We start from the raw sequence: 25072 nt of genomic DNA, 5'->3' as shown, positions 1-25072 counted from the left end.
GGTTTCGGCGCTGGAGTTCGCTACGGCCGCGTCTCGGCGACCCGCCGGATCGCGCCGGCGATCACGTCGATACCGATCGCGATGTCCTCTTCGACCACGTCGAAGTCGCTCGTGTGGTGGCCGCCGGGGTGGTCGGTGCCGACGCCGAGGTAACAGGCTAGGCCGCCGTGCTCCTGAACGCGGTTCATCAGGTACGTCGCGTCCTCGGAGCCGCCGAGGTCGTCGCTGTCGACGATGCTCGTGACGCCCGCCACGTCGCCCGCGGACTCGCCGACGAGTTCGGCGAGCGCGTCGTCGCTCGTCGCGCTGGGCGCCTCGCCGAGCGTCGACACCTCGACCTCGCAGTCGTGCATCTCGGCGGCCGACGACAGGATCCGGTCGGCGTGGTCGGACATGTACTCGGCCAGCTCCGTCGTCTGTCCCCGAAGCTCGCCCTCGATGTGCGACTCCTCGGGGATGATGTTCGTCGCGGTGCCGCCACCGACGAGACCGGCGTTCACCCGCGTCGGACCGTCGGCGTGCCGCGGGATGGCGTAGAGGTTCTGGACCGCCGCCGCCATCGCCTGAACCGCGTTCCGGCCCTGCTCGGGGCGCGCGCCGGCGTGGGCGGGTTCGCCCTCGAACTCCGCGAGCAGGTGTCGCACCGCGAGGAACCCCTCGACGCCGCAGACGACCTCCCCGGAGGGGTGATCGAGACCGACGTGGACCGCGTAGAGGTAGTCGATGTCGTCGAGGTGGCCCGACTCGGCCATCGGCTTGCCGCCGGCGACCTGCTCTTCGCCCGGCTGGAAGAACACCTTCAGCGTGCCGGAGAAGTCGGAGTCGAGGACGGCGTCGAGCGCGCCGAGTCCCATCGTCGCGTGGGCGTCGTGGCCGCAGGCGTGCCGATGAACCCCTCGTGTTCGGAGCGGAACCCCTCCCCGGCCGGGACGTGGTCGCCCGACTCCGACTCCGTGATGGGGAGACCGTCGATGTCGACGCGCAGGCCGACTACCGGGCCGTCGCCGCGCTCGACGACCGCGACGCAGCCGGTGTAGCCGCCGGAGAGCTGTTCGAGTATCTCGGGGTCGGCGCCCGCGTCGCGGGCCTGCCCTTCCCACTCGGCCAGCTCGTCGTCGTCGGGGACGTTCAGTCGCTCGTCGGTCGCCAGCGCGTCGCGTCCGACGTGGAGTTCCGTCAGGTCCCGCTCGCGGAGTTCCTCGACGATGCGGGCGGTGGTGTAGAACTCGCGCCACGCCGGCTCGGGGTGGCGGTGGAGGTCGCGGCGGAACGCGCGGTACTCGTCGTTGTCGAGAGCGCTCATACCCGTGGGTGGCCCGGGGACCGCTTAAACGATCGCCTGTCGGCCAGCGACGGGGACCGCCGAAACTCGCCCGACTGCGGTCGGCTCAGTCCCCGGTCGATCCCATGCGTTCCGAGTAGTCCCACGCGTGGAGCCGCTCCGGCGCGATCCGGATCTCGACCTCCTCGCGGTCGGGTCGCAGGAGCCGGTCGCCGGTCGCGTTGTCGGTCCCGCCGAGGTACTTCGTCAGCAGCGACCGCAGGAGTCGCTTGTCGTCGTCGGGCACCACGGTCGCGCGACCGCGGCCGCGGACCCCCTTGTACGGCGGGTCGTTCGTCGACACGTCGAAGGAGACGTGATCGTCGTGGTCGACGAACTCGACGAGGTCGGCGCTCGCGCTCGTCGCACAGCGGATCGCGCCCGCGGGGCCGTCCGATTCCGCTTCCGCGTCGCCCCCGACTCCGGCGTCGGGGTCCCACGCGAACCACAGCGAGACGATCCACGGGTGGTCGCTCGGCGTGCGGCAGCCGAGGCGGACCGGGACGCGGGCGTCGGCGAGGAACTCGTCGACGCGGTCGCGGTCCCACGGGCCGGTCGGGTCCATACAGATCCGTCGGTCGCGTTCCGCCTAACAGTTGCGGCGGTCCCCGGCGGAGCGCATCGATTGGAACGTCGAGACGTCGGCGCTCATGCCGCCGACACGCCGAGCGTGATCGTCGTTCCCGTCTCCTCCGCGCTCGCGCCCGCGTCGTCCTCACGAACCGTCTCGATCGAGAGCCACCCGTCGAACGCGTCGGCGGTCGCGCGCACGATCCACAGCCCCAGCCCGCTCGCGTGCTCCAGTTGGGTCTCGGGGTCGCGGCCGGTTATCACCCGGCTCTCCGACTCGTGGATGCCCGGCCCGTCGTCGCCGACGGCTATCTCCACGTCGCCGTCGCGCTCGCGGGCCGACAGCGAGACCTCGCTCGCGCCGTGATCGACCGCGTTCGTCGCCAGCTCCTCGACCGCCGTCGCCAGCCGGTCGTCGGCCAGCGCGGCGACGGGGTCGGCGTCGACCTCGACCGTCACCGCGCCCGCCTCGCGGGCCGCGTCGGCGGCGTCCTCGACGACCGCGTCGACCTCGACGGGGCCGCGCTCGTCAGGCCGGCGCTCGAAGGCGGCCTGAAGCCGCTTCGCGTCCTCCGCCAGCCCCCCGATCACCGACGCGCTGCGCGCGACCATCTCGGCCGACTCGCGGAGGTCGGGGTCGTCGACCCCCTCGGCGACGAGCGACGCGTGTCCGCCCAGCACGGTCGTCTCGTTGCGGAGGTTGTGTCTGATCACACGGTTGAGCACCGAGAGCTTCCGCTGTTCCTTCGCCAGCTGCTGGGCGCGCACCCGTCGGGCGTCGTAGACGCCGATGATCACGTGCGCGACGGCGCCGATCGCGAGCACCTTCGCGACCGAGAAGGTGGGCGCGACGAGCGGCGAGCCGAGCGCCGCCTGGTACTGGAGGATGCCGAGCATGATCCCGCCGAGGACCGTGATCCCGAACAGGTTCCACACCGCGATCCGGACCGCGTTCTGCGTGGAGAAGGAACTCCGGAACAGCAGGCCGCCGACGGCGATGAGCGCGACCGAGAGGACCGTTCCGAGGACCGAGAGCGCGACGCCGATCGGGGGTTCCCCGCCCGACGCGAGCGGCGTCACGTTCGGGACGAGGAGCGCGAACCCGGTGAGCGAGACGAACGCCGCGGCGGCCGCCCGTGTGAGTCCGCCCTCCGGGCGGCCCTCGGCGTAGTCCGGATCGGCGATTCCGAGGGTCACCAGCAGCTCTTGGAGGCGATTCCTGCTCGCGTCCCGCGTGTCGAACCGACGGCTCATTGGACGCGGAGACGAAGCGACGACACAAAACCGTTGGCGCGCGGCTATCAATCGGTGGAATCGACCTCGACGGTCGACCGCGACCGTCCCGCGGCGACCGTCCGGGCCGCGGAGTCCCGCCGACCGCGGAACACAAGAGAATTGACCGTCCCCGCGCGAGTGGTGGTATGACCGACTACTTCGAGGTACACGAGCGCGACGGCGCCGCCCGCCTCGGGGAGGTCCGCCTCGCCGACCCCGTCACGACGCCGGCGCTCGCGGACCCGTTCCTTGACGACGCCGGCAGCCTCTGGGCCGGCGACCGCGAGGTGCCCGACGGCGACGAGGACGCGCTAACGGTGCTCCCCCACCGGTCGTTCCCGGCCGGGACCCGCGACGAGGTGCGCGAGTCGTTCGCGGTCGAGCACCCCGACGCCGACTTCCCCTCGGCCGCGGTCGTCGACAGCCGGAGCGCCCGCGACCTCGGCGCCGACGCCTACCTCCTCTCCGACGCGCAGGGGTTCGTCGGCCACGGCGAGGCGTTCCGGGACGCGGTCGTTCGGGCGAAAGAATCCCTGCCGCCGGACGCCGCGCTCGGTCTCTCCGGCGTCGCCACGCCCCGGAACGTCGCCGTCCTCGCGTACGCCGGGGCCGACCTCGTCGACGCGACGCTCGCGCGGACGAAGGGCACGCAGGGGATGTACCTCACCGCCGACGCGGAGCACTTCCTCGAAGACCTCGACGAACTCCCCTGCGCCTGCCCCGCCTGCGCGAAACCCCGGGGCGAGTTCACCCGCGCCGACTGCGCCGACCACAACGTCAACGCCCTGCGCGCCGAACTCCGCCGCGTCCGCGAGCGGATCCGGAGCGGCCGCCTCCGCGATTACGTCGAGGGACAGGCCCGCCACGAGGGGTGGCTCACGGCCGCGTTCCGCGAGTTCGACGACCAGTGGGGGTACCTGGAGGAGCGGACCCCGCTCATGCGCGACGCCGAGGTGACGGCGGCCTCCGCGGAGACGCTCGACCGCGTCGAGATCCGGCGGTTCGCCGACCGCGTCACGAGCCGCTACCGCAACCGCTTTTCCGACCAACCGCTCGTGCTGGTCCCCTGTTCGGCGACGAAGCCGTACAGCGACTCCCAGAGCCACCGCCAGTTCCACGACGCGATCAAGTGGCGCGGCCACACCGTCTCGATGACCTCGCCCATCGGCGTGGTGCCGCAGGAACTGGAGACGACCTACCCCGCCCAGCACTACGACTCGGTCGTCACCGGCGACTGGAGCGAGGACGAGATTTCATTCGTCGCGGAGGTCCTGCGGCGGTACCTCGAGCGCAACGACTACTCGCGCGTCGTCGCGCACGTCCCCGAGGACGGCTACCGCGAGATCTGCGAGCGTGTCGAGCGCGACCCCGCGGTCGACATCGACTTCGAGTACACCTGTGTCGACCACCCGACGACCGACGAGTCGCTCGGCGAACTGAACGCGGCGCTTCAGGGCGAGCCGGCGTACAGCAAGCGCGAGCGCGAGCACAACACGGTCCGCGCCATAGCCGACTACCTGCTCGGCGACGGCGCGGGCGACGACCTGTTCGGCGGGCTCGGCGCCGCCGGCGACGGGGCCGGGGCGTACGGCGGCGAGGCCGACGTCCGCACCACCGGGCGCTACCCCAAGCTCCAGGTGTGGGGCGACGACCCCGACGCCGGCCGCGAGGGCGAGCCGGGCGAGCAGCTGGCGACGATGGTCCCGCAGTACGGCACGCTCTCCTTTACCCTCGCCGGCGCGCGCCGCTGGGTCGAGAGCGACGCGCCGACGAAGCGGGTCGAGATCGACTCGTTCGTCCCGCACGGCTCCGTCCTCGCGCCTGGCGTCGTCGACGCCGCCGACGAGATTCGAGTGGGCGACGAGGTCGTGATCGAGGGCCCGAAGGCGTTCGCGGTCGGCCGCGCGGCGATGTCCGGCCCGGAGATGGCGGGGTCGACGCGGGGGGTCGCGGTCGAGGTCCGGCACGCCGACGAGAAGTGACCGAGCCCCGAGAGAGGTAGATCGACCAACCGGTCCGAACCGGACACCGACTCCGATGGATTGACCCCTTGAGACGGTCTCCCGTCTCGTCCGAGAGGGACGCCGGACGACGCGGTGACGGTCCTACGCGCGGTTCTCCTCGACATACTCGCGGGCCGCCTCTCGGATGACGTCCTCGGGGCCTTCGACGCATTCGCGTCGGAGGTCGGGGTACTGCCCGTCGAGCTCGCGAGTGACGTACCCGTCGAGGTCGGCGACCGCCTCGACCGGCATTCCGTCGAGTTTCTCCGAGAGGAGGCTGGCGACGGCACGGCTGACCGCGCAGCTCCGGCTCTCGAAGGCGATCTCCTCGATGCGCCCGTCAGCGACGGCGACGTGGAACTCGCCGTCGTCGCCGCAGGTCGTCTCCTCGGAGGACTTCACGAACGTCGGGTCGGTGAGGGCGCCCGAGTTGCGGGGGCGGTGGTAGTGTTCGCTGATGAGGTCGTGGTAGCGGTCGGAGGCGAGGTATGCGTCTCTGTCGTCGCGGGCGGTGTCGACGACGTCGAGGAGGCGGTCGACGTCCGCACGGGTGTTGTACACGTAGAACGACGCGCGAGCGGAGCCGGGGACGTCGAGTCGGTCGTGGAGCGGCTGCGTACAGTGGTCGCCGGCGCGGATGGCGATACCTCGATCGTCGAGAAGGCTGGAGAGGTCGTGGCCGTGGACCCCCTCGACGTTGAACGAGACGAGGCCGGTGCGCTCCTCGCCGACGCCGGGACCGTACGTCTGGACGAACTCTCGGTCGCCGAGTTCCCGGAGCAGGTACTGCGCGAGGTCGTTCTCGTGGTCGCGGACGGCGTCCATCCCCAGCTCCGCGAGATAGTCGACGGCCGCTCCGAGCGCGATGCCCTCCGCGATGGGCGGCGTGCCGGCCTCGAACTTCCAGGGGAGTTCGTTCCACGTCGAGTCGGTAAGCGTGACGTTTCGGATCATCTCTCCGCCGAACAGGAACGGATCGAGCTCCTCCAGGATCTCTCGTTTCCCGTACAACCCGCCGATGCCGGTGGGACCGGCGAGCTTGTGGCCGCTGAACGCGAAGAAGTCCGCGTCCATCGCCTCCACGTCGACGGGGCGCGTCGGGGCGGACTGGGCGCCGTCGACGACCGCGTACGCGTCGTGGTCGTGTGCGAGAGCCACGAGGTCCGCGACGGGGTTGATCGTCCCGAGCACGTTCGAGACGTGGGGCGCGCAGACGACCGCGGTGTCGTCGGTGACGAGGTCGCGGGCGGCGTCCATGTCGAGGTGGCCGTCGGCCGTGACGGGGACGTGGCGGACGGTCGCGCCCGTGCGCTTGGCGATCTGCTGCCAGGTGACCAGCGAGGCGTGGTGGTCCATCTCCGTCACGACGATATCGTCGCCCTTACCGAGGTGCCGGCCGAGACCGTACGCGACGAGGTTGATGCTCTCGGTGGTGTTCTTGGTGAAGACGATCTCCTCGCGGCCGTCCGCGCCGAGGAAGTCGGCGACGCGGTCGTGTGCCCGTTCGTAGGCGAGCGAGGCCTCGTGGCTGAGCTCGTGGATCCCCCGGTGGACGTTCGCGTTGTACCCCGCGTAGAACTCCTCGAAGACGTCGTACACTTGCCGGGGTGTGTGCGTTGTCGCGGCGTTGTCGAGGTAGGTGAGTGGGTGCCCGTTTACCCGTCGGTCAAGCACGGGGAAATCCGCACGTATCGCTTCGGCATCGAAACTCATGTTACTACCAAGAGATCAGTTCTGCTTAAATAAATCCCAGATGATATTGGTACTCAATAACGCGGTCGACGGCGGCTACATGGCCGACGAGATCGTCCACTTCCTCCCCGACGCCCGCGCGTACGACTACCCGCACGAGGACGGCGACCCGAGCCTCGAGGACGTGAGCGGCGTCGTTATCGGCGGAAGCGAGGTCGGCGTGTACGACGAGCCCGACCAGCCGTGGATCACGGCCCAGAAGCGGTTCGCGCGCCGACTCGTCGAGGAGGGCGTCCCGACGCTCGGTATCTGTTTCGGCCATCAGATTCTGAACGCCGCCCTCGGCGGCGAGGTCGTGGACAGCGGGACGGCCCGCCTCCGGCTCCACGACGCCGATCTCGACGCCGACGATCCGCTGTTCGACGGCGTCGAACCGACCGTGCCCGTCCTTCACTCCGACGTAGTGACCGAACTCGGCGACGGGATGGAGGTCATCGGGCGTGCGGACTACTACGAGTACTTCGCCACTCGACACCGTGACCGGCCGGTCTGGTCCGTCCAGTATCACCCCGAATTCACCCCTCGGATCGCCGACGAGTACGACGGCTGGGAGGCCGCCGACAGCTCCTTCGAGGACTCCACCGCCACCCGAACGCTCGCCAACTTCGCGGACCTTGTCGAGTCGTCCGGGAGCGAACCGTAGTGTACAATCCACTTCTTCGGTGCGGCATCCGCAGATAACTCGCTCCCAAAACGACGGTACGACGAGTCAGCGGCTCAGTCGTCCGCGGTCGCCTCGGGCCGGTACGCCTCGCTGATCTTCTTCCACTTGCCCGAGCGGAACCGCAGGTAGTTGATCGCGGCGGGGATCGTCGTCTCCGCCATGAACGCGAGGTACAGCCCCCAGATACCGATCGCGGGGAGCGCGACCTGTGGGAGCGTGAACCCGACGAACGGGATATCTATGAGCGGGGTCGCAAAGCCGACGAGCGGGACCTCTACCGCCGGGATCGTGAGGACATCGGGGACCGTTATCGCCGGCGTCGCGTCGTGTGCGCCGACGTACGCGAGGGGTATCGACACGCAGAACATCCCGAGGAACTGGCTCGCGAAGGGGATCTTGGTGTCGCCGGCGGCGTCGAGGGGACCGGCGGCCCCGCCGGAGACGCCCTGGAAGATCACCGCACAGCAGGCCGCGTACACGAGGTCCCTCGCGATCGGGATCTCGGGGCTGGTTGGCGACTGGGCGAACAGCGAGACGATGTCGGTCGCGAAGACCGCGATCAGCACCGCCGAGACGGCGTACGTCGCCACCGAGAAGCGGATGATGTCGCGGGCGTACGCCTCGGCCTCGTCGGGGCGCTCGACGCCGAGCTCCTGGCCGACGAGGCTGGAGGAGGCGAGACCGAACCCCCAGCCGGGAGTGTTCATGATCCCCCAGATGCGGCGCGCGATGACGAACGCGGCCACGGTGTTCTGGCCGAACACGTCGAGGATGGCGAGCATGGGGAACTCCGCGGCCGTCCAGACGAGGTTGCGCGCGCCGACGGGCACCCCGATCTCGACGAGGTCGCGGAGCATGTCGGGGTTGTGGTAGGAGCCGGCTGGGTCGATCGCGACCGGGAACTCGCCGACGAGCGGGGCGCTCCCGCGGACGAGACCGACGGTGAACCCGGCCACCGCGAGCACGTTCGAGAGGACAGTGCCAATCGCGGCGCCCTCGACGCCCCAGCCGAAGCCGAAGATGAACAGCGCGCTGAGGACGATGTTCGCGACCGCGCCGCCCGCCCGGACCTGCATCGCGGTGTAGGCGTCGTCGCAGCCGACCAGCACGCGGCTGCCGACGAGGTTGAGCGCGGCGAACGGGACGCCGAGACCGACCACGCGGAGGTAGTCGGCGCCGTAAGCGATCGCCGCCTCGTTGCTGCTCAGGACGTCGATGAAGGCGGGCGCGTACAGCCAGAAGGCCCCGCTGACCGGGACGCTGATCGCGATCACGAGGAGGACGCTCGACCGGACCGCGTCGCCGAGCTCGACGAACGCCTCGGCGCTGTAGCGCTGGGAGACCAGGGCGATGGTGCCGCCGGCGACGCCCCCGCCGAGCGCGAACGCGAGCCCCCAGTAGGGACCCGCGAAGCCGACGCCGGCGACGGCGCTCGTGCCGACGGCGACGCCGACCATCGCGACGTCGACCGCGTTCTTCGACATCCGGGCGATCCCCGTGACGATCCGCGGCCACGCGAGGTCGGTGGTCCGGACCACGCGGTGGCGGTCGATCAGCCCGGCCTTCGCGAGGGCGAAGCCGATGTATAAGATCAGCAGGCGGAACGGGTTCGGAAGGCCAGCGACGTATGAGATCAGCGCACGGAGGGATTTCGGAAGGCGAGACACGGCAGGTGCGCTCCTTTTCCGCTGGCGATTAAAGGGGTTTCGTCACGCGGCAGACGGTTCCGGATCGCGGGGTCGAGGCCTCCGGATTGCGGGGTCGAGGTCTCCGGATCGACCCGCGGTCAGGCCCCGGAGACCAGGTAGACGGCCGCGGCGGCGAAGACGATTCCGAGCCCCTTGCGGGCGGTGAACGACTCGCCGAGGAACAGGAACCCGATCACCGACGAGAAGACGAGGAACATCGCGAAGATGGGCGTCACGACGCTCACCGGACCGAGCGACAGCGACCGGTACAGCGCGAGGATGCCGATCCCGAGGAAGAGCCCGGCCGCGAGCACGTGCGCCAGCTTCGGCGACGCGAGGTGCGTCGTGAACCCCTGCCCGGTGTACGCGATCACGCCGACCGCCATGGCGACGAGCAGGGTGTTCGAGACGACGACGGCGACGTCGCTCGGGATCGCGTTCGGACCGGTCGTGGCGACGCGCATCAGCGGCGAGACGAGCGCGTACGCGCCCATCGCGAGCAGCGCGTACGGGAGATATGTCGTGGCCGTAGCGTCCATATCTCGGGGACGCCTCCCGGCGACAAGTGCCTATCGACCCGCGTTGGGCATCGACCCGAGCACCCCCCACTCGTCGTCGGCCGATTCGTCGCCGAGTGTCGGTTCCCCGCGGCCGCCCCCGGTCGATTCCGACCGATCGACCGGGACGCAGACCGTCACCGCCGTTCCCCGCGGGTCGCGCTCGTCGAACGAGATCCGCCCGCCGAGATGGTCGACGCCCCACTTGACGATCCACAGCCCGATCCCGCTGCCGTGTCGCAGCGGCGTTTCCGTGCCGCGGTCCAACACGTCGTACTCGGCGGGGTCGATTCCCGGGCCGTCGTCCGCGACGGTGACCTCGACCCACCCGTCTGCGACCGCCGCGTCGATCCGAACCCACGGCGACTCCGCGTCGTTGTGGCGGACAGCGTTCGAACAGAGGTTCTCCAGGACGACCCGCAACACGACCGGCACCCGAACGTCGGGCACCGAGCCGACCTCGATACGGGCGTCGGGATCGACGCCCCGAACGTCCGCGACGACCTCGCCGACGACCTCCGGGAGCGGCGCCGACTTCGCTTCCTCGGTCGGATCGAACAGCTCGCCGGCGGTCCGGGTGCGCTCGCTGAGTTCGAGCATGCGTCCGGCGCTCTCCTCGATGACGGAGAGGGCGCGTTCGTCGGTCGGGTCCGCCCGCAGCTGCTCGGCGTACCCCTGTATGAGGTTCGTCTCCGTCCGAACGTCGTGTCGGAACACGCGGTTGAGCACGTTGAGGCGCTGCTGCTGGCCGAGGTACGCGCCCACGTCGTGGAAGGCGATCACCCGGGCGGTGGTGCGCCCGTGGTCGTCCACCACCTCCCGGACCGTCGCCTCGTACGGTCGCTGTCCGTCGCGTCCGACGATCGGGATCGCCCGCGGCTTGTCGGCCTCGCCGGCGGCGAGTTCGCGGACCGCGTCGTACTTCGGAACGACCGCCGCGGCGGCTTCACCGATCGCGTCGCGGCGGTCGATGCCGAACGTCTCGGCCGCGCTCTCGTTTAAGTCGACGAGGTAACCCTCGGTGCCGACGACGAACACCGGGTCGTGGAGCTGCTCGAAGACGAGCTGGCGCGCGCGGCGACGCGGGGCCGGCGCGAGCGTCAACAGCCGGAACCGCGAGAGCGCGAAGAGGTACGCCACCCCGGAGACCGCAAACACCAGCGGCGTGGGGTCGAGTCCGGGGATCGGGATCGCGCCGGTGAGATACGCGACGCTGCCGGCCCACGGCGCGGCGGTCCCGACAAGCAGGGCGGCGCTCTGTCCGCGGAACGGACGGGCCTCGTCCCGGATCAGCTGAAGTAGGGGGATCGATCCGACCGCGCCGAGGAGGTACGTGTAGCCCGCGATGATGTAGTACAGCGGTCCGGGAGCGACGTCGAGGAACGTCCCGACCGCGGTCTCGCGCACGACGCGGTCGACCGCGAGGAGGTTCCCGGGGTCGCCGGCGGCGGCGACCGCGACAGTGGCGACGGGAACGATCGACACCAGCGCAACCGAGAAGGGAGTCACGTAGCGGTCCCGGCCCGTGTACTCCAGCGCGAAGAAGAGCCACCCCACGGGAATCGCGACGACGCCGACCCACTGAACGTCGTACCACAGCGCCTTCGCTGGTAGCGTCGCCGCCTCGAGTTCGAAAACGAGGAACGTCGCCCACCAGACCTGTCCCGTGAGGAGGACGGCGAGCCACGTCGCGCCCGGCTCCGGACGCTCTCGCCATGCGAGAATCGCCGCCGCTAACCCGACCGTCACGGCGACGAGGAGCGCGATGGACAGCGGACTCAGCGCGGCCATGGCGTTTTTTACGGTTATTGGCGTTATAACTTATCGGGTCGGAGAATTTTATGTAAAAATCGTCGACGCGGCTCCTCGGCGGCGGACGTCGCGGCCCTACCAACCGAGCGCGAGGAGAACAGCGCCCGCGACGAGGTAGCTACAGTCCGGCGCGACGCCGAGCGCAGCGCCGCCGAGCCGGTCGGCCAGCGCGGTGACGGCCACGGAGACCGCGAGGCCCGCGGCGAGCGCGACGAGGACCGGTCGCGGCGCGGCGCCGGTCGCGGAGACAACCGCCAGCAGTCCGGCCGCGAGCGCGTCGACGCCGAGCAGCACTCGTCGCGTTCCGCCGACGCCGTACGCGACCGGGAGCGTCGAAACACCCCGCGCGGCGTCTGCGGCGACGTCTCTGACGTTCGGGACCTCGACGTCGACGAACGAGCGGAGGGCGACGTACGCGAAGAGGAGCGCGACCGTCGGCGTCCCGACGGCATCGACGGCGACGCCGCTGAACGCGAGGGGGGCGGCGACGACGGCGACCGCCCACGCGAGCGCGACCGCCGCGGAGTTGAGGAGGAACACGTCCTTCAGCCGCGGGACGGAGACCGCGGCGAGCGGCGCGGCCAGGTTCCCGACCGCCGGAAGCCAGTCGGATGCGTACCCTATCCACACCGCCCCCGGGACGAGGACGAGCGCGAGAGCGGAGGGACCGGCGACGACCGCGAGCGCGACCGCCGCCCCGTAGCTCACCGCGGCGGCCGTCATCAGCTGATCGCCGTAGCGTAAGGCGATCCGCGCCCGCGTGGGCGTCGACCCCATGTCGCCCTCGGCGTCGGCGACGTGGTCCGCGGCGTACACCGCGAACGCCACGAGTCCCACCGCGACCGGCGCGGTCGACCGCGGGACGCCGAGCGCCGCCGTCGCGATCGCGACCTCGACGGCGGCGACGAACGCGGTGAACGGCGCGCCCGCGGCGAACGCGGCGATCCCCCGGAGCGCGCTCGCGTTGGAGATTGTTAGTCGTAAACGAGACTGCTCTGCCGTGCCGTCTGTCGTCGACGGGCTGGTCGGTTCGTTTGCCATGACTGTGTTCGCCACCGTCCGGCGGCGAACACCCGGAATGGGGGACCGAAACGTATCTATCCACGCCGCACAGCGTTAATAAAATCAGAATTTCGCTGGTATCAGATCGTCCGAGCCGTCGCGGCCACGGAGCGGGTTCGGGCTTCAGTACGCTTTTGACCCGAGCGGCCGATCGCTCGCGTATGGACGGAACCTTCGACCACGTGATGATCCGCGTCGAGGACCTCGACGAGAGCCTCGACTGGTACCAGACCCACCTGAACTACGAGGAGAAGGGCCGCTGGGAAGCCGACACGTTCACCAACGTCTTCCTCGGTCCCGAGGACGTCCACGAGGACGGCGCACTCCTCGAGCTCACGTACAACCACGACGGCCGGAGCTACGAAATCGGCGACGCGTGGGGCCACATCGCGGTCCGCGTCCCCGAGGACGCGCTCCAGGAGTCGTACGACCAGCTGATGGCGGAGGGCGTCGAGGACTACCGTGATCCCGAGTCGTGCGGGAACCGCTACGCGTTCGTGAAGGACCCCGACGGCCACGAGATCGAGATCGTCAAGCGCGACCACGGCGCGAAGTGGAGCATCGACCACACGATGATCCGCGTCGAGGACGCCGACGAGGCGCTCGGCTACTGGACCCGCAAGTTCGAGTACACCGAGGTGCCCGGCCGCTGGGAGGCCGACTCCTTCTCGAACTACTTCGTGGCGCCCGAGGACACCCCGGAGGAGGCGATGAAGCTCGAACTCACGTACAACTACGACGGCCGCGAGTACACGATGGGCGACGGCTGGGGTCACGTCGCGGTGCGCGTCGACGACCTCGACGAGGCGTGGGACGACCTGATGACCCGCGAGGCGCCCGACTACCGCGACCCCGCTTCCTGCGACCACAACTACGCGTTCACGAAGGATCAGGACGGCCACGAGGTCGAACTGGTCACTCGGGACTGATCGACTCCGGAGACCGACCGCGGCCGCGTCTCTGGACGATTACGCGGACTCGACGCCGGTGATCTCGAAGCGCGCCCCGCCCGCCTCGCTCTCGACGACGCGCACGGACCACCCGTGCGCGTCGGACACCTGTTCGACGATCCGCAGCCCGAAGCCCGTCCCCGACTGCGACGTCGAGTAGCCGGCGTCGAACACCTCCTCGCGCCGGTCCGGTTCGATCCCCGGTCCGTCGTCGGCCACGTAAAACCCGTCCGGCAGCGACCCGACCGTGACCGTCACGCCGTCGCCGCCGTGTTCGACCGCGTTTCGCATCAGGTTCTCCAACAGCTGTCTGAGCCGGCTCTCGTCCGCGACGATCATCTTCTCGGCCTCAGCGCGCAGCGTCGCGTCCCTCGTGTCGACGGTCCGCCAACAGGAGCCGACGACCTGCCCCAGATCGACCGGTTCGGCGTCGGTGACGGGAGCGCCGTCCCGGGCGAGCGTGAGCAGGTCGTCGATCAGCGCGGTCATCCGCTCGTGCGCGTGCTCGACCGCCGCCAGGTGCTCGCTGTCGCACTCCTCGCGGGCGAGTTCGGTCCGCCCTCGCGCGACTTCGAGCGGGTTCCGGAGGTCGTGGGAGACGACGCCGGCGAACTCCTCCAAGCGGTCGTTCTGTCGCTCCAACTCGGCGGTCCGCTCGGCGAGCCGGCGGGTGCGCGCCTCGGCCTGGAACGCCGTCTCGGCCGCGGTCGCGAGGATTCCAGCGAGGTACTCGTCGACCCCGTCGAACACCCCCGGCTCCGTCTCGCCGATCGCGATCGTCCCGTACTCGCCGATCGGGACGATCAGCAGGCTGCGGAGCGCCGTGCCGGCGTCGAGCGCGTCGGTCGTCAGAATGTCGTCGTACATCCGCGGCTCGCCCGTCTCGAAGACCGCCCAGTTGAGGCTCTCCCCGTCGGGCGTGAACGTCTCGCGCTCCGGGAGCAGCGCCTCAGCCTCCGGCGAGACCGCCGACGGCACCAGTCCGCCCGCGGCCTCGTCGTGAACTCGGACGGTGACGATCGAGAATCCCAGCACGTCGGTCGCGGCCTCGACCGCTCGCTCGGCGATCTCCGCCCGCGACTCCGCCCGCACGAGGGTCCGCGTGGCGCCGTGGAGCCGCTCGACGCGGCTCTCTCGCTCGATGCGGTCGAGCGCGGCTTCGAGGTGGCCGGAGAGGATCTCCGCCACGAGGACGTCGGTGTCGGTGAACTCGCGCGGCTCCGGGGAGGAAACGACGAACAGCCCGTGATCGCCGATCGGGCGCAACACCAAGCTCTCCGCGGGCGAGGACTCGTCGAGCCGCTCGTACGTCGAGAGTTCGTCGATCACGACCGACTCCTCGCCTCGAAAGGCGTTCCACGCCAGCGCCGCCCGCGTACCCGGCGGCGCGTCGCAGTCGTAGGACGGCTGCGTCTCGAACAGCGCGGGTACCGATTGGCCGAGCGCGGCCGGTTCGAGGCGGTCCCCGTCCTCGGTGCGGAGGTGGATGCCGCTCAGCCCGGCGTCGATCAGGTCGTCGATCGCCTCGACCGCCAGCTCGGCCGCCTCCTCGGTCGTCCGGGTGTAGTTGAGTTCCCGCGTCCACTCCCGGAGCCGGGAGAGGGTTCGCTCGCGCTCCTTCCGCGCGGAGACGTCGCGCGTGGTGACGACGTACCCCTCGATCCCGTCGGTGTCGATCCGCTCGCTGCCGACGGACTCGAGCCAGCGGTACTCGCCGTCCGCCGTCCGGAAGCGATACTCGGCGGTCGGGGGATCCCCGTCCCCGTCGAGCTCGCCGAACGCCGCTTCGACGGCCTCCCGGTCCTCCGGGTGAATGTAGTCCAGGGACCGTTCGCCGAGCAGCTCCGACGGGGCGTAGCCGGTCACGCGCTCACAGGAGGGGCTCAGGTACCGGAACCGCCAGTCGCTCGATAACACCGCGACCACGTCGCTGGTGTGTTCGATGAACGCCCGGTGTCGGTCGCGGTCGGCGTCGTCACGGACCACGCCGACGAACTGCCGCTCCCCGTCGACGGTGAACTCGCCGTACGACACGGAGACGGGTATCTCGCTGCCGTCGCGGTGGAGCGCTTCGAACCGAACGTTCGACCAGTCGATACCCCGTTCGCCGGTGTCGAGGTAGCGCTCGACCGCCTCGTGGTGCTCTTCGTGGTACCGTTCGGGCATCAACGTCGTCAGGGGTTCGCCCTCCAGCTCCGCCGGCTCGTAGCCGAACACGGACTCGACGGCCGGGTTCGCGAACCGGATCACGCCCTCGGTGTCGATCGAGACGATCGCGTCCGACGCGCCCTCCGCGACCGCGCGGAACTGCTCGACTGCCTGCTCGGCGTCCCGCTCGGCCCGGCACTTCTCGACGGCCTCGACGATCCGGTTCGCCAGCCGCTCGTACCGCTCCGTTCCCCCGCGCTTCTGGAGGTAGTCGGTGACGCCGGCGGAGATGGCCTCGCTCGCGACCTCCTCGCTGCCCCGTCCGGTGAAGAGGATGAAGGGCAGATCCGGGCGCCGCTCGCGCACCGCGTCGAGGAAGTCGAGCCCGTCCAGTCCCGGCATCTCGTAGTCGGAGACGACGCACTCGACGTCGCGCTCCGCCAAGGCGTCGAGTCCGGCGTCCGCGTCTGGGGCCGTCTCGACCGCGATCCGGTCGTCTTCGCGCTCCAGAAACGAGGCGGTGACCGCGCGCAGGTCCGGATCGTCGTCGACGAGGAGGACCGAGATGCGGTCGGACATACGTCCCGAGTACCGACGAACCGGATATAACCGTTTTGGCGGCGTCGGTACCTGCTGTCGGTACCGGTCGTCCCGGCCGGGCGAGTCGGTTTGGGAACTGACGTGTGCCTTCCAGTCTCACTCGCCGTCCACAGGGCGGAAGACGACGAGTCGCTCGCCGTCGGTGACGCGCTCGCCGACGCCGACCGCGACCCGGTCACCGATTTCGACCTCGGGCGTCGCGTCGCTTCCGCGGTCGCCGTCGCGGACGATCCCCGTCAGCCGCGTCGGGCCGAAATCGACCACGGCGGTCGCGTACGGCGCGTCGTCCGCGAAGCGTGGCGAGGGGACGTGGACGACGCTGTACGTCTCGACGGTCCCCACCTCGCGGAGGGGTTCCCGCGAGAGTTCGGTGGACCCGCACTCGGGGCATACCCGGCGCGGCGGGAGCGACCCGTGGCCGTCGGGGCAGACGAGCGCGAACCCGTCTCCGCCGGCCAGCGCGTCGAGCCACTCGGCGTACTCGCGGTCCGTCGGCGGCGAGGCGTCCGCCGCCGCCCCGTCGTCGCTCATTCCGCCACCTCCAGCACGTGGACGACCGCGCTGGCGACGGTTCCGCCCGCGTTGTGCGCGACGCCGACCTCGGCGTCCGGGACGTGCTCGCTGTTGGGGTGGTCGCCGCGGAGGAGCCGAGTCAGCTCTGCGATCTGGGAGCCGCCGGTCGCGCCGACCGGGTGCCCCTTCGCCTTCAGCCCCCCCGAGAGGTTCACCGGGAGGTCGCCAGCGGCGGTCGTGACCCCCTCGCGGGCCGCCGAGATCCCCCCTCCCGGCTCGAACAGCCCCAGCGACTCCACCGCCAGCACCTCGGCGATGGTGAAGCAGTCGTGAACCTCCGCGACGTCGACCGCGTCGGCCTCGATTCCGGCGTCGGCGTAGGCGGCGTCGGCCGCGTCGTCCGCGGCGGGCGTCCGCGCGAGGTGCTCGCGGTCGCCGAGCGCCATCCGGTCGGTCCCCTGTCCGGTCCCCGTCACCGCGACCGACGCGTCGAGGTCGTGGTCGGCCGCGTACTCCTCGGAGACCAGCACGAGCGCGCTCGCGCCGTCGGTGATCGGACAGGCGTCGTAGAGGTGGAGTGGCTCCGCGACGGGCGGGGCGTCCATCGCCTCCTCGACGGAGACCTCCTCGCGGTACTGGGCGTACTCGTTGGGCACGGCGTTAGCGTGGTTCTTGGCGGCGACGTGCGCGAGGTCCTCGCGGCTCCCGCCGTACGCGTCGAAGTAGGCGTTCGCCATGAGCGCGTAGGCGCCCGGGAACGTCACGCCCGCCCGGACCTCGAAGAAGTCGTCGGCCGCGATCGCGAGCCCCTCGGTCACCTCGTCGGTCGGGAGGTTCGTCATGCGCTCCATCCCGCCCGCGAGGACGACGTCGGCGTCGCCCGCCGCCACGGTTCGGACCGCCTCGCGGACCGCGACGCCGGCCGACGCGCACGCCGACTCGTACCGCGTCGCCGGACACCGGACCCCCGCGGCCTCGGCCATCAGCGGCGCCTGATGGCCCTGATGCTCGGCGAGCGCGCCCATGAAGTTCCCGTAGTTCAGCTCCTCGACGTCGTCCCTGTCGACGTCGGCGTCCTCGAACGCCCGCAGCGCGGCCTCGCCGAACAGGTCGCGGCCGGTGCGCTCCGGGTGGCTGCCGAAGCGCGTCAGCCCGACCCCGGCGACGCGTACGTCTGTCATACACGAACGATGATCGGGGATGCGGTTTAGCTCTGCCGGAAGCGGGGGTTTCGCTCGGTCGACGAGAGCGATCGACCGCGGAGAAAAGGGATTGAAGTCGCCGTGCGCTTCCGTTTAGCCAATGTACCGCAGGTCGTCGTCCGGCACGGCCGGTCCCTCCTGCATCTCGCGGATCTTCCCGACGACCTCCTCCATCTCTTCGGCGCGGTCCTCTAAGCTCTCGTAGTCGACGGACATGTCGAGGACGGTCTCCAGCGTCTCTAGCACGGCGCGCGCGCTCTTCGGGTCGACGAGGTAGCCGCTCGTCTCGCCCATCAGACAGGCGGCGTCGAACCCGCGGCGACCGCCGAGTCCCAGCACGAGTCCGGAGACGCCGACGATGCCGCCGGCCGGCTCGTCCGCGCGGAACTCCACGCCGGCGTCTTCGAGGTCGTCGACGAGGTCGGCGTCGGAGACCGCGCCGAGCACCGTGTACTCCTCGACGAGTTCGCCGGTCGGGACGCCGCCGAGCGCGAACGCCCGGTCGGCGCCGAACTCCTCGGCGATGTCGAGGAACGTTGAGGTCAGCTTGTAGTGGCCGGCGTTCGACCCGGCCTGGTGGTCGCCGGTCAACACGAGCAGGTCGGCGCCGTCGGTCTCGACGGCGTGGAACTCCGCACAGGTCAGCTCCGCGACGCCCCCGTCATCGACGCTCACCTGCGGCGGGAACTCCGTGGCGTACACCCGGCGGACCAGTTCCCCGTCGAACTCCTCCAGCAGGTGCTCGGCCGCGAGTTTCCCCACGTGACCGACGCCCGGCAGCCCCTCGATCAACACCGGGTCGTCCAGCGCCGGCGTCGCGACCTCGTCGATCTCGATATCTTCCATACCGTGCCCGTCCGGGCGGCGGTCACAAGAGCGTGGCTATTCCGGTGGCTCCCGTGGTCGATCGGTACCCGGAAACTCCGCCGCCGGTGCCGCCGAGCGTCGAACGCCTACTCCGAGTCGCGTCGCCGCGCCCGCCGGCGGTACTCGCCGTAGGGGTCCTCGGGACCGAACGGGGCCGGCGCGCTGTTCTCGGTCGGGCCGTCGCACTCGGGACAGCGGTCGCCGAGCGCGTACACCGGCCGGTCGTGAACGGTCTCCCAGTTCGCGCAGACGCGGATATCTGATTTCACGGGAAGAAGGGGTCGTGTCCTCGGCCGCTCGCGGTTACTCGTCGTCTTCGCGCCGCTCGCGGTGGAACTCGCCGGCGCCGCCGGCGGTCTCGATCGACTCGCGGGCGCGCTCGGCGGCGGATTCGAGCTGCGCCTCCGCCGTCTTGTAGTTCGGCGCGCGGACCTTGATCCGGTACTCGGGCGATCCCACGTAGCCGACGTCGAGCTCGACGCCGTCCGGGATCTCGCCGTTCCCCTCGGCGGCCGCGAGCGCGTCGCGCACGTCGTCGACGCCGTCGGGGGCCGCCGACTCGAGGTCGACGTACCCCGTCACGTCGACGTACGGGACGGAGACGTTATCGCGGGCGGCCGTGACGATCGCGTCGACGGTGTCGTCGTCGACGTCGACGTCTTCGAGCGCCTCGTCGCCGCTGATCGCGGCCGCCTCGAAGGCGTCGTAGAGGCTCTCGTACTCGACGAGAAGGGCGTTGGCGACCGCGGTGTAGCGGTCGTCGTCGACGTCCTCGCCGAGCGCGATGAGCATCCAGTTGTCCGCCTTCTGGGCGTTCTTCCAGTCCTGGATCGTCTCCTTGCGCTGGTGCTCGTTGACGTCTTTGATCGAGAGGTCGATCTGGTTCGACGACTCGTCGATCTCCAGCACCTTCGCGACGACCGTCTGTCCCTCGCGGACGTGGTCGCGGACGTTCTTGATCCAGCCGGAGGCGACCTCGCTGATGTGGCAGAGACCGCGCTTGTCCTCGTACTCGTCGAGGTCGACGAACACGCCGAAGTCCGCGATCTCGTCGACGTCGCCGACCACCAGCTCGCCGGGTTCGGGCCAGCCGCTGTACTTCATGACGGAGCGGTGAGGCGGTTACCGCGCCTCAACGGTTTCGACGATCTCGCCGTGAAGCTCCGCCTCCCCGCCGGTAGGGGTCGCGAGGGTCGTGCCGCAGACCGCACACGACACCGTCGAGGAGGCCTTGCCGAAGACGACCTGTTCGTTCTCGCAGTCGCCGCAGGCGACGCGGTGGAAGTCTCCCGCCATGCTTACTCCTGGAACGTGAGACGGCCGGCGCGCCATCCCTCGCGCATGTGGGCCTTCCCGCAGTCGCCGCAGCGGTACTTCAGGTGGGTCTTCTTCGTCGGCTTGTCGCCACCGGGCACCTTCGAGTACCCGCCGGCGTTGCCGATCGTCGCGAGCGCGCGGCGTCGCTGCCGAGCGTCGCGTTTCATTCCGGTCGCGCGACCCGATCGAACCTTCTCCACCTCGTGCTCGTGGTGGGAGTCGCAGTGGGGGCAGTACGTGTTGAAGCGGCGTGGCATTTCCATGGATATCGACCTTGAAACGCGGTTCGTCGCCGACGCTTAAAACGGGTTTGGTCTGGGCGCGCGCGAGTCGGCGCGTTCCCCGGTCTCGTGCTCTCGCGGCTACGTGTCTCCCGTTCGTCCCTCCCACTCCGCGACCGCCCGCACCGGCGACCCGTCCCCGTCGCGAAGCCGGAGCGGGAAGGCGGACAGCCGGAATCGGGTCGGGAGGTCGTCGAGTTCACAGAGGTTCTCAACGATCGGGAGCGAGTCGCCCAGTAGCACGTTGTGAGCGGGAGTGCCGTCGGGTTCGTCGCCTCGCGCGTTCGAGGGAGGGTCAGCGTCGCCTCCCGCGCTCGGCGTCGGATCCGGTCCGAACGTGTCGAGACCGACAGCGACGCCCGCTGCCCGGCAGCGCTCGGCGGCCGCCGCGGTCAGGTACGGGTGATCGCGGTACCGGTCGGTCCCCCAGTGCGAGGCCCAGCCGGTCCGGAGAACCAGGAGGTCGACCTCGGCGCCGAGCGCGGTCGGTTCGGGCAGCGCCCCGGGTTCGATTGCTTCCCGCGGCTCCAGCGGTCGGAGGTCGACGAGGCGGGCGTCGAACGCGAACGACCCGACGCCGAGTTCGTCGACCGTCTCGCTGCCGGGAATCGTGTGTCGCGGCGCGTCGACGTGCGTTCCCGCGTGGGTTCCGGTCCGGAGTTCGCTCGTCGCGTAGCCGTCGGTCTCGTGGGTCGCGTCGGGCGCGAGCGTCACGTCGGGGTCGCCCGGGTAGGTGGGCATGCCCGTCTCGATCGGTCGCGAGAGGTCGCGGAACACGGCCGTCGGTCGGGCCGCGGCGCGGTTAAGTCGGTCGCCGTCGCTCGCCCTGCGCCGGGGGTAGTCGGTCGCCGTCGCCCGCTGCGGTTCCGCGGCCCGAACGTATTTCCTCGGTCCGCCGCTGTGTCGGTTCATGTCGGAACTGCCGCTGGACGCGTACTACGATCTGACCCAGATCGGCGAGGTCGCCGTCTCACCGACCGGCGACCGCGTCGCCTTCACCGCGACCGAGTACGACCAGGCCGCCGACGAGGCGGTCTCCTCGCTGTTCGTCGCCCCGACCGACGGCTCCCGCGAGCCGCACCGGCTGACGAGCGCGTCGGGCGCCTCCGCGCCGACGTGGGGACCGGACGGCGACCGCCTCGCGTTTCTGGCGGCCCGCGAGCGCGACGCCGAGCGACGGGTCGGCTGGCGCGACCGAGACGAGGAGGGGGACGCCGAGGACGCCGCGGACGACGGGGAAAGCACCGAGGACGACGAGGAGGGCACAGAAGACGAGGACGACGAACCCCTCGCAAACGGCGACGAGGAACCGAAACCGCAGGTGTGGGTGTTCGACCTCGCGCTCGGCGGCGACGCCCGGCAGGTCACGGAGCGCGACGAGGGCGTCGCCGGGTTCGACTGGTCGCCCGACGGCGACCGACTGGTGATCGAGTCGCGCGACCCGACCGACGAGGAGTCTGAGTACCTCGATCAGGTGCGTGAGGAGGACGGTCCCATCGAGACGACCCGGCTCCAGCACAAGGTGAACGGTGTCGGCTGGACCGACGACGTGACGCGGTACCTGTTCGTCGTCGACCTCGACGACCCCGAGAGCGACCCCCGCCGACTCGACGACGCGTACGGCGGCGGGGCCTTCGAGGACCTCGCCGGGATGGACCCCGCGTGGGGCGAGGGCGGCCGGATCGCGTTCACCGCCTGTCGCCTCGACCGCCCGGACGACACCACCGTTCGCGACCTGTACGTCGTCTCGCCCGAGGGCGGCGATGCGGAGCGGCTCACGGGCGGCGACCTCTCCCACGGCGCGCCGGCGTGGCGCCCCGACGGGAGCGGGATCGCGACGGTCGCGAGCGACCCGGAGGACCCGCCCGCCCCGGCGGAGGTGTACCTCGTGGACGAAAACGGCGGCGGGGCCGCTTCGCTCACCGCGGACCTCGATCGAACGGTCGCCCGCGGCGGAGAGCCGATGTGGGTCGACGGCGCGATATACGTCCGGATCGCGGACGAGAGCAGCACTCGCTTGGCCCGCGTCGAGACCGATGGCACGACGGAGCGCGTCTTCGAGGCGCAGGGGCGCGACCGCGCGATGGCCGCCTTCGATGTCGCCGACGACGGGGAGACCGCGGTGACGGTCCTCTCGGACCCGGAGGACGGGAGCGACCTGTACGCGGTCGATGTCGACGACCTCGACGCGGGGACCGATGGGGGCCGCGCAGGTGACGACGCGTCCGCCGAACCGGACTCCTTCCGGCGGCTCACCCGCGTCAACGAGTCGCTCGTCGACGAGTTCTCGATGCCGGAGGCCCGCCGCGTCGAGTGGGAATCCGACGGCTGGACGCTCGACGGCGTGCTCTACCACGACCCGGAGGTCGATCCGGAGGACGGCGACCACCCGCTGGTGGTGGCGATCCACGGCGGCCCGATGTCGTACGACGAGCCGGTGTTCAGCTTCGGCCACGCCGCCCTGACGAGCCGGGGCTACCTCGTCTTCCGCCCGAACTACCGCGGCGGCACCTCCCGCGGTCGGGAGTTCACCGCCGAGTTAACCGGCGCGTGGGGGACCGCCGAGGTCGACGACATCGCGGCGGGCGTCGAGTCGCTGGCGGAGCGCGGCTGGGTCGACCCCGACCGCGTCTTCGGCCACGGCTTCTCCTACGGCGGCATCGCGCAGGGGTTCCTCGTCACGCAGGAACCGGAGCTGTTCGCGGCGGCGGCGCCGGAGCACGGCATCTACGACCTCCGGTCGGCGTTCGGCACGGACGACACCCACGTCTGGCTGGAGGCGGAGTTCGGTCTCCCGTGGGAGAACCCCGAGGCGTACGACGCGTCGACCGCGGTGCTGGACGCCGGGAACATCGAGACGCCCCTGCTGGTGATGGCGGGCGGCGAGGACTGGCGGTGCCCCTCCTCGCAGTCGGAGCAGCTGTACGTCGCGGCCCGCAAGCAGGGGATCGACGCGGAGCTGGTCGTCTACCCGGACGAGCACCACAACATCGGCGACCCCGACCGCGCGATCCACCGGCTGGAGAAGATCCTCGACTGGTACGAGACCCACGACCCGGCCGTCGAAGTCGAGGACGACGACTGAGGCGCGGCGAGGTAGTTCGGCCGATGTCTCCGGCTTTAGTGTTCGACGAACTCCACGAGCACGCCGCCCGTCGATCGCGGGTGAAGAAAGGCGACCTCGTGGCCCCACGCGCCGGGACGCGGCTCCTCGTCGACGAGGTCGATCCCGAGGTCACGCGCGTCGTCGAGCGCGGCCGGGAGGTCGTCGACCGCGAGCGCGACGTGGTGAACCCCCGGTCCCTCGCGGTCGAGGTAGTCGGCGATCGTCCCGCCGGCGTCCGGTTCGAGCAGCTCGAAGTAGCCGCCGCCGTCGAGTTCGAGGAAGACGACGCGCATCCCGTCGAACGTCTCCTCGTGGGCGACCGGGGCGTCGAGCAGGCCGCCGAACAGGTCGGCGAGGGCGGTGGCGTCGCGCGTCGCGACGCCGATGTGATCGAAGCGCATGGCGACACGTCGCGGCGCGGAGCACATAAATGACGGCGGGCGTCGCGACGAGGTCGGAAGACGGGACCGACGGCGTCGGACCGCTCCGACGGTCGCGGAACCTGGGTTCGCCGATGGAAAGAGTTGGGTATCCCGGGAGACAACTGCGACGCGGGACTCCGCGTGAGCGATCAGAACACCGACACGGCGTTAGAACAGAAGTCGTCGCGGACGATCCTCGACTCCATCCTCGACAGCGCGCTCCACGAGCTGAACCGGGAGCGGTCCGGGCTGCTCCTCTCCGGGCTGTCCGCGGGACTTGACATCGGCTTCGGCCCGCTGATGATGGCGGTAGTGCTGACGCTCTCACCGGGGGGTTACGGGGACTTGGGGACCGAACTGCTGCTCGCAAGCGTCTACTCCATCGGCTTCATCTTCGTCATCCTGGGCCGCTCGGAGCTTTTCACCGAACACACGATGCTCGCCGTGATCCCCGTGTTGGACGGACAGGCTTCCCTCGGACAGCTGGGTCGGCTCTGGGGGTTGGTGTACGCCGGGAACGTCCTCGGCGGGCTGTGTTTCACCCTGCTCGCCGTGCTCTTGACCCCCGGACTCGGCGTCGTCGAGCCGGCGGCCTTCGAGGCCATCGCGCACAAGCTCGTCAGCCACGACCTCCAGTGGCTGTTCGTCGGCGGGATCTTCGCCGGGTGGCTGATGGGGCTGCTGGCGTGGCTCATCACGGCGGCACAGGAGACGACCGGTCGGCTGCTCCTCGTGTTAATCGTGACCGGCACGATCGGGATGCTCCATCTCCCCCACTCGATCGCCGGCAACGTCGAGGTGCTGTTCGGGCTGTTCACCTCGCCCGCGATCACGGTGGCCGACTACCTCTCATTCCTCGCGCTCGCGACCGTCGGCAACGCCGTCGGCGGCGGGATATTCGTCGCGGCGCTGAAGTACGGGCACGTGGTTCGCGGAGCGAGCTGAGCCGCGGCGCCCCGCGA

General features: G+C 70.5%; 22 protein-coding genes and 1 pseudogene. 5 read left to right on the top strand and 18 right to left on the bottom strand.

Going from position 1 to position 25072, the window contains the following annotated elements; genetic code table 11:
• Positions 1–20 precede the first annotated feature (20 nt).
• The 3 genes and pseudogenes from ACODNG_RS01780 to ACODNG_RS01770 form a co-directional block, all read right to left on the bottom strand.
• Positions 21–1303, bottom strand: a pseudogene (locus tag ACODNG_RS01780) (amidohydrolase).
• Between the two features lie 85 nt (positions 1304–1388).
• On the bottom strand, positions 1389–1886 hold the full coding sequence (locus ACODNG_RS01775) for a pyridoxamine 5'-phosphate oxidase family protein (RefSeq protein WP_434522181.1): 498 nt from the start codon (positions 1884–1886) through the stop codon (positions 1389–1391).
• 83 nt (positions 1887–1969) lie between these two features.
• Complete coding sequence (locus tag ACODNG_RS01770) at positions 1970–3145, bottom strand: sensor histidine kinase (protein ID WP_434522180.1); 1176 nt, start codon at positions 3143–3145, stop codon at positions 1970–1972.
• A 167-nt stretch (positions 3146–3312) separates the two neighbouring features.
• On the opposite strand from ACODNG_RS01770, the gene arcS reads away from it, so the two are divergent.
• Positions 3313–5148, top strand: a complete 1836-nt coding sequence (arcS, locus tag ACODNG_RS01765) for an archaeosine synthase subunit alpha (RefSeq protein WP_434522179.1) — start codon at positions 3313–3315, stop codon at positions 5146–5148.
• Positions 5149–5271: 123 nt separating this feature from the next.
• Here arcS and ACODNG_RS01760 read toward each other — a convergent pair whose 3' ends face one another.
• Positions 5272–6882, bottom strand: coding sequence for a SufS family cysteine desulfurase (locus ACODNG_RS01760; protein ID WP_434522178.1), 1611 nt, complete (start codon positions 6880–6882; stop codon positions 5272–5274).
• A gap of 40 nt (positions 6883–6922) precedes the next feature.
• Between ACODNG_RS01760 and ACODNG_RS01755 the strand changes: the two genes are divergently transcribed.
• Positions 6923–7564 carry a type 1 glutamine amidotransferase gene (locus ACODNG_RS01755; protein WP_434522177.1) on the top strand — a complete coding sequence of 214 codons (642 nt, stop codon included), beginning with the start codon at positions 6923–6925 and terminating at the stop codon, positions 7562–7564.
• Positions 7565–7638: 74 nt separating this feature from the next.
• Here ACODNG_RS01755 and ACODNG_RS01750 read toward each other — a convergent pair whose 3' ends face one another.
• From ACODNG_RS01750 to ACODNG_RS01735, 4 genes are all read right to left on the bottom strand, one after another.
• Positions 7639–9252 (bottom strand): MATE family efflux transporter, encoded by a 1614-nt coding sequence (locus ACODNG_RS01750; protein ID WP_434522176.1) that lies wholly within the window; start codon positions 9250–9252, stop codon positions 7639–7641.
• 119 nt (positions 9253–9371) lie between these two features.
• Positions 9372–9812 carry an EamA family transporter gene (locus ACODNG_RS01745; protein WP_209543597.1) on the bottom strand — a complete coding sequence of 147 codons (441 nt, stop codon included), beginning with the start codon at positions 9810–9812 and terminating at the stop codon, positions 9372–9374.
• 30 nt (positions 9813–9842) lie between these two features.
• Positions 9843–11621 carry a histidine kinase N-terminal 7TM domain-containing protein gene (locus ACODNG_RS01740; RefSeq protein WP_434522175.1) on the bottom strand — a complete coding sequence of 593 codons (1779 nt, stop codon included), beginning with the start codon at positions 11619–11621 and terminating at the stop codon, positions 9843–9845.
• A 96-nt stretch (positions 11622–11717) separates the two neighbouring features.
• Positions 11718–12683: a hypothetical protein gene (locus tag ACODNG_RS01735; RefSeq protein WP_434522174.1), complete on the bottom strand. Its 966-nt coding sequence runs from the start codon at positions 12681–12683 to the stop codon at positions 11718–11720.
• 182 nt (positions 12684–12865) lie between these two features.
• Between ACODNG_RS01735 and ACODNG_RS01730 the strand changes: the two genes are divergently transcribed.
• On the top strand, positions 12866–13633 hold the full coding sequence (locus tag ACODNG_RS01730; RefSeq protein WP_434522173.1) for a VOC family protein: 768 nt from the start codon (positions 12866–12868) through the stop codon (positions 13631–13633).
• A gap of 39 nt (positions 13634–13672) precedes the next feature.
• Here ACODNG_RS01730 and ACODNG_RS01725 read toward each other — a convergent pair whose 3' ends face one another.
• The 9 genes from ACODNG_RS01725 to ACODNG_RS01685 form a co-directional block, all read right to left on the bottom strand.
• Entirely contained in the window at positions 13673–16381 is a 2709-nt protein-coding gene (locus ACODNG_RS01725) for a PAS domain S-box protein (RefSeq protein ID WP_434522172.1), read from the bottom strand.
• Between the two features lie 117 nt (positions 16382–16498).
• The gene (locus ACODNG_RS01720) at positions 16499–16933 is read right to left on the bottom strand and encodes a Zn-ribbon domain-containing OB-fold protein (protein ID WP_434522171.1); all 435 of its coding nucleotides are present in this window, start codon (positions 16931–16933) and stop codon (positions 16499–16501) included.
• Positions 16930–18096 (bottom strand): thiolase domain-containing protein, encoded by a 1167-nt coding sequence (locus ACODNG_RS01715; protein ID WP_434522170.1) that lies wholly within the window; start codon positions 18094–18096, stop codon positions 16930–16932. Before ACODNG_RS01715 ends, ACODNG_RS01720 begins: the two co-directional genes overlap by 4 nt.
• Before the next feature lie 114 nt (positions 18097–18210).
• Positions 18211–18963 (bottom strand): proteasome assembly chaperone family protein, encoded by a 753-nt coding sequence (locus ACODNG_RS01710; RefSeq protein WP_434522169.1) that lies wholly within the window; start codon positions 18961–18963, stop codon positions 18211–18213.
• 107 nt (positions 18964–19070) lie between these two features.
• On the bottom strand, positions 19071–19253 hold the full coding sequence (locus ACODNG_RS01705) for an RNA-protein complex protein Nop10 (RefSeq protein WP_209543574.1): 183 nt from the start codon (positions 19251–19253) through the stop codon (positions 19071–19073).
• Between the two features lie 34 nt (positions 19254–19287).
• Positions 19288–20088 carry a translation initiation factor IF-2 subunit alpha gene (locus tag ACODNG_RS01700; protein ID WP_434522168.1) on the bottom strand — a complete coding sequence of 267 codons (801 nt, stop codon included), beginning with the start codon at positions 20086–20088 and terminating at the stop codon, positions 19288–19290.
• Between the two features lie 18 nt (positions 20089–20106).
• Entirely contained in the window at positions 20107–20280 is a 174-nt protein-coding gene (locus tag ACODNG_RS01695; RefSeq protein WP_004595868.1) for a 30S ribosomal protein S27e, read from the bottom strand.
• A gap of 2 nt (positions 20281–20282) precedes the next feature.
• Complete coding sequence (locus ACODNG_RS01690) at positions 20283–20564, bottom strand: 50S ribosomal protein L44e (RefSeq protein WP_004595867.1); 282 nt, start codon at positions 20562–20564, stop codon at positions 20283–20285.
• A 99-nt stretch (positions 20565–20663) separates the two neighbouring features.
• Positions 20664–21359, bottom strand: a complete 696-nt coding sequence (locus ACODNG_RS01685) for a cyclase family protein (protein WP_434523042.1) — start codon at positions 21357–21359, stop codon at positions 20664–20666.
• 133 nt (positions 21360–21492) lie between these two features.
• Here ACODNG_RS01685 and ACODNG_RS01680 point away from each other — a divergent pair, with 133 nt between their 5' ends.
• Positions 21493–23667: a S9 family peptidase gene (locus tag ACODNG_RS01680; protein ID WP_434522167.1), complete on the top strand. Its 2175-nt coding sequence runs from the start codon at positions 21493–21495 to the stop codon at positions 23665–23667.
• A 35-nt stretch (positions 23668–23702) separates the two neighbouring features.
• On the opposite strand, the gene mce is transcribed toward ACODNG_RS01680, so the two are convergent.
• Positions 23703–24089 carry a methylmalonyl-CoA epimerase gene (gene mce / locus ACODNG_RS01675; protein ID WP_434522166.1) on the bottom strand — a complete coding sequence of 129 codons (387 nt, stop codon included), beginning with the start codon at positions 24087–24089 and terminating at the stop codon, positions 23703–23705.
• Between the two features lie 162 nt (positions 24090–24251).
• Between mce and ACODNG_RS01670 the strand changes: the two genes are divergently transcribed.
• A complete protein-coding gene (locus ACODNG_RS01670) occupies positions 24252–25055 on the top strand; it encodes a formate/nitrite transporter family protein (protein WP_434522165.1) in 804 nt (267 codons plus the stop codon).
• The last annotated feature ends 17 nt before the right edge of the window (positions 25056–25072 follow it).

This window comes from Halorubrum sp. AS12, assembly GCF_051122765.1.
Lineage (GTDB): Archaea > Halobacteriota > Halobacteria > Halobacteriales > Haloferacaceae > Halorubrum > Halorubrum trapanicum.
The sequence above is the reverse complement of the archived record's forward strand: the minus strand, read 5'-3'. Positions and strand labels throughout refer to the sequence as shown.

Coding starts and splice junctions, on each gene's coding strand:
- arcS (WP_434522179.1), top strand. CDS start 3,313: ATGACCGACTACTTCGAGGTACACGAGCGCGACGGCGCCGCCCGCCTC.
- ACODNG_RS01720 (WP_434522171.1), bottom strand. CDS start 16,933: ATGAGCGACGACGGGGCGGCGGCGGACGCCTCGCCGCCGACGGACCGC.
- ACODNG_RS01715 (WP_434522170.1), bottom strand. CDS start 18,096: ATGACAGACGTACGCGTCGCCGGGGTCGGGCTGACGCGCTTCGGCAGC.
- ACODNG_RS01695 (WP_004595868.1), bottom strand. CDS start 20,280: ATGGCGGGAGACTTCCACCGCGTCGCCTGCGGCGACTGCGAGAACGAA.
- ACODNG_RS01745 (WP_209543597.1), bottom strand. CDS start 9,812: ATGGACGCTACGGCCACGACATATCTCCCGTACGCGCTGCTCGCGATG.
- ACODNG_RS01755 (WP_434522177.1), top strand. CDS start 6,923: ATGATATTGGTACTCAATAACGCGGTCGACGGCGGCTACATGGCCGAC.
- ACODNG_RS01760 (WP_434522178.1), bottom strand. CDS start 6,882: ATGAGTTTCGATGCCGAAGCGATACGTGCGGATTTCCCCGTGCTTGAC.
- mce (WP_434522166.1), bottom strand. CDS start 24,089: ATGCGCTTCGATCACATCGGCGTCGCGACGCGCGACGCCACCGCCCTC.
- ACODNG_RS01730 (WP_434522173.1), top strand. CDS start 12,866: ATGGACGGAACCTTCGACCACGTGATGATCCGCGTCGAGGACCTCGAC.
- ACODNG_RS01770 (WP_434522180.1), bottom strand. CDS start 3,145: ATGAGCCGTCGGTTCGACACGCGGGACGCGAGCAGGAATCGCCTCCAA.
- ACODNG_RS01700 (WP_434522168.1), bottom strand. CDS start 20,088: ATGAAGTACAGCGGCTGGCCCGAACCCGGCGAGCTGGTGGTCGGCGAC.
- ACODNG_RS01775 (WP_434522181.1), bottom strand. CDS start 1,886: ATGGACCCGACCGGCCCGTGGGACCGCGACCGCGTCGACGAGTTCCTC.
- ACODNG_RS01710 (WP_434522169.1), bottom strand. CDS start 18,963: ATGGAAGATATCGAGATCGACGAGGTCGCGACGCCGGCGCTGGACGAC.
- ACODNG_RS01740 (WP_434522175.1), bottom strand. CDS start 11,621: ATGGCCGCGCTGAGTCCGCTGTCCATCGCGCTCCTCGTCGCCGTGACG.
- ACODNG_RS01735 (WP_434522174.1), bottom strand. CDS start 12,683: ATGGCAAACGAACCGACCAGCCCGTCGACGACAGACGGCACGGCAGAG.
- ACODNG_RS01680 (WP_434522167.1), top strand. CDS start 21,493: ATGTCGGAACTGCCGCTGGACGCGTACTACGATCTGACCCAGATCGGC.
- ACODNG_RS01690 (WP_004595867.1), bottom strand. CDS start 20,564: ATGGAAATGCCACGCCGCTTCAACACGTACTGCCCCCACTGCGACTCC.
- ACODNG_RS01725 (WP_434522172.1), bottom strand. CDS start 16,381: ATGTCCGACCGCATCTCGGTCCTCCTCGTCGACGACGATCCGGACCTG.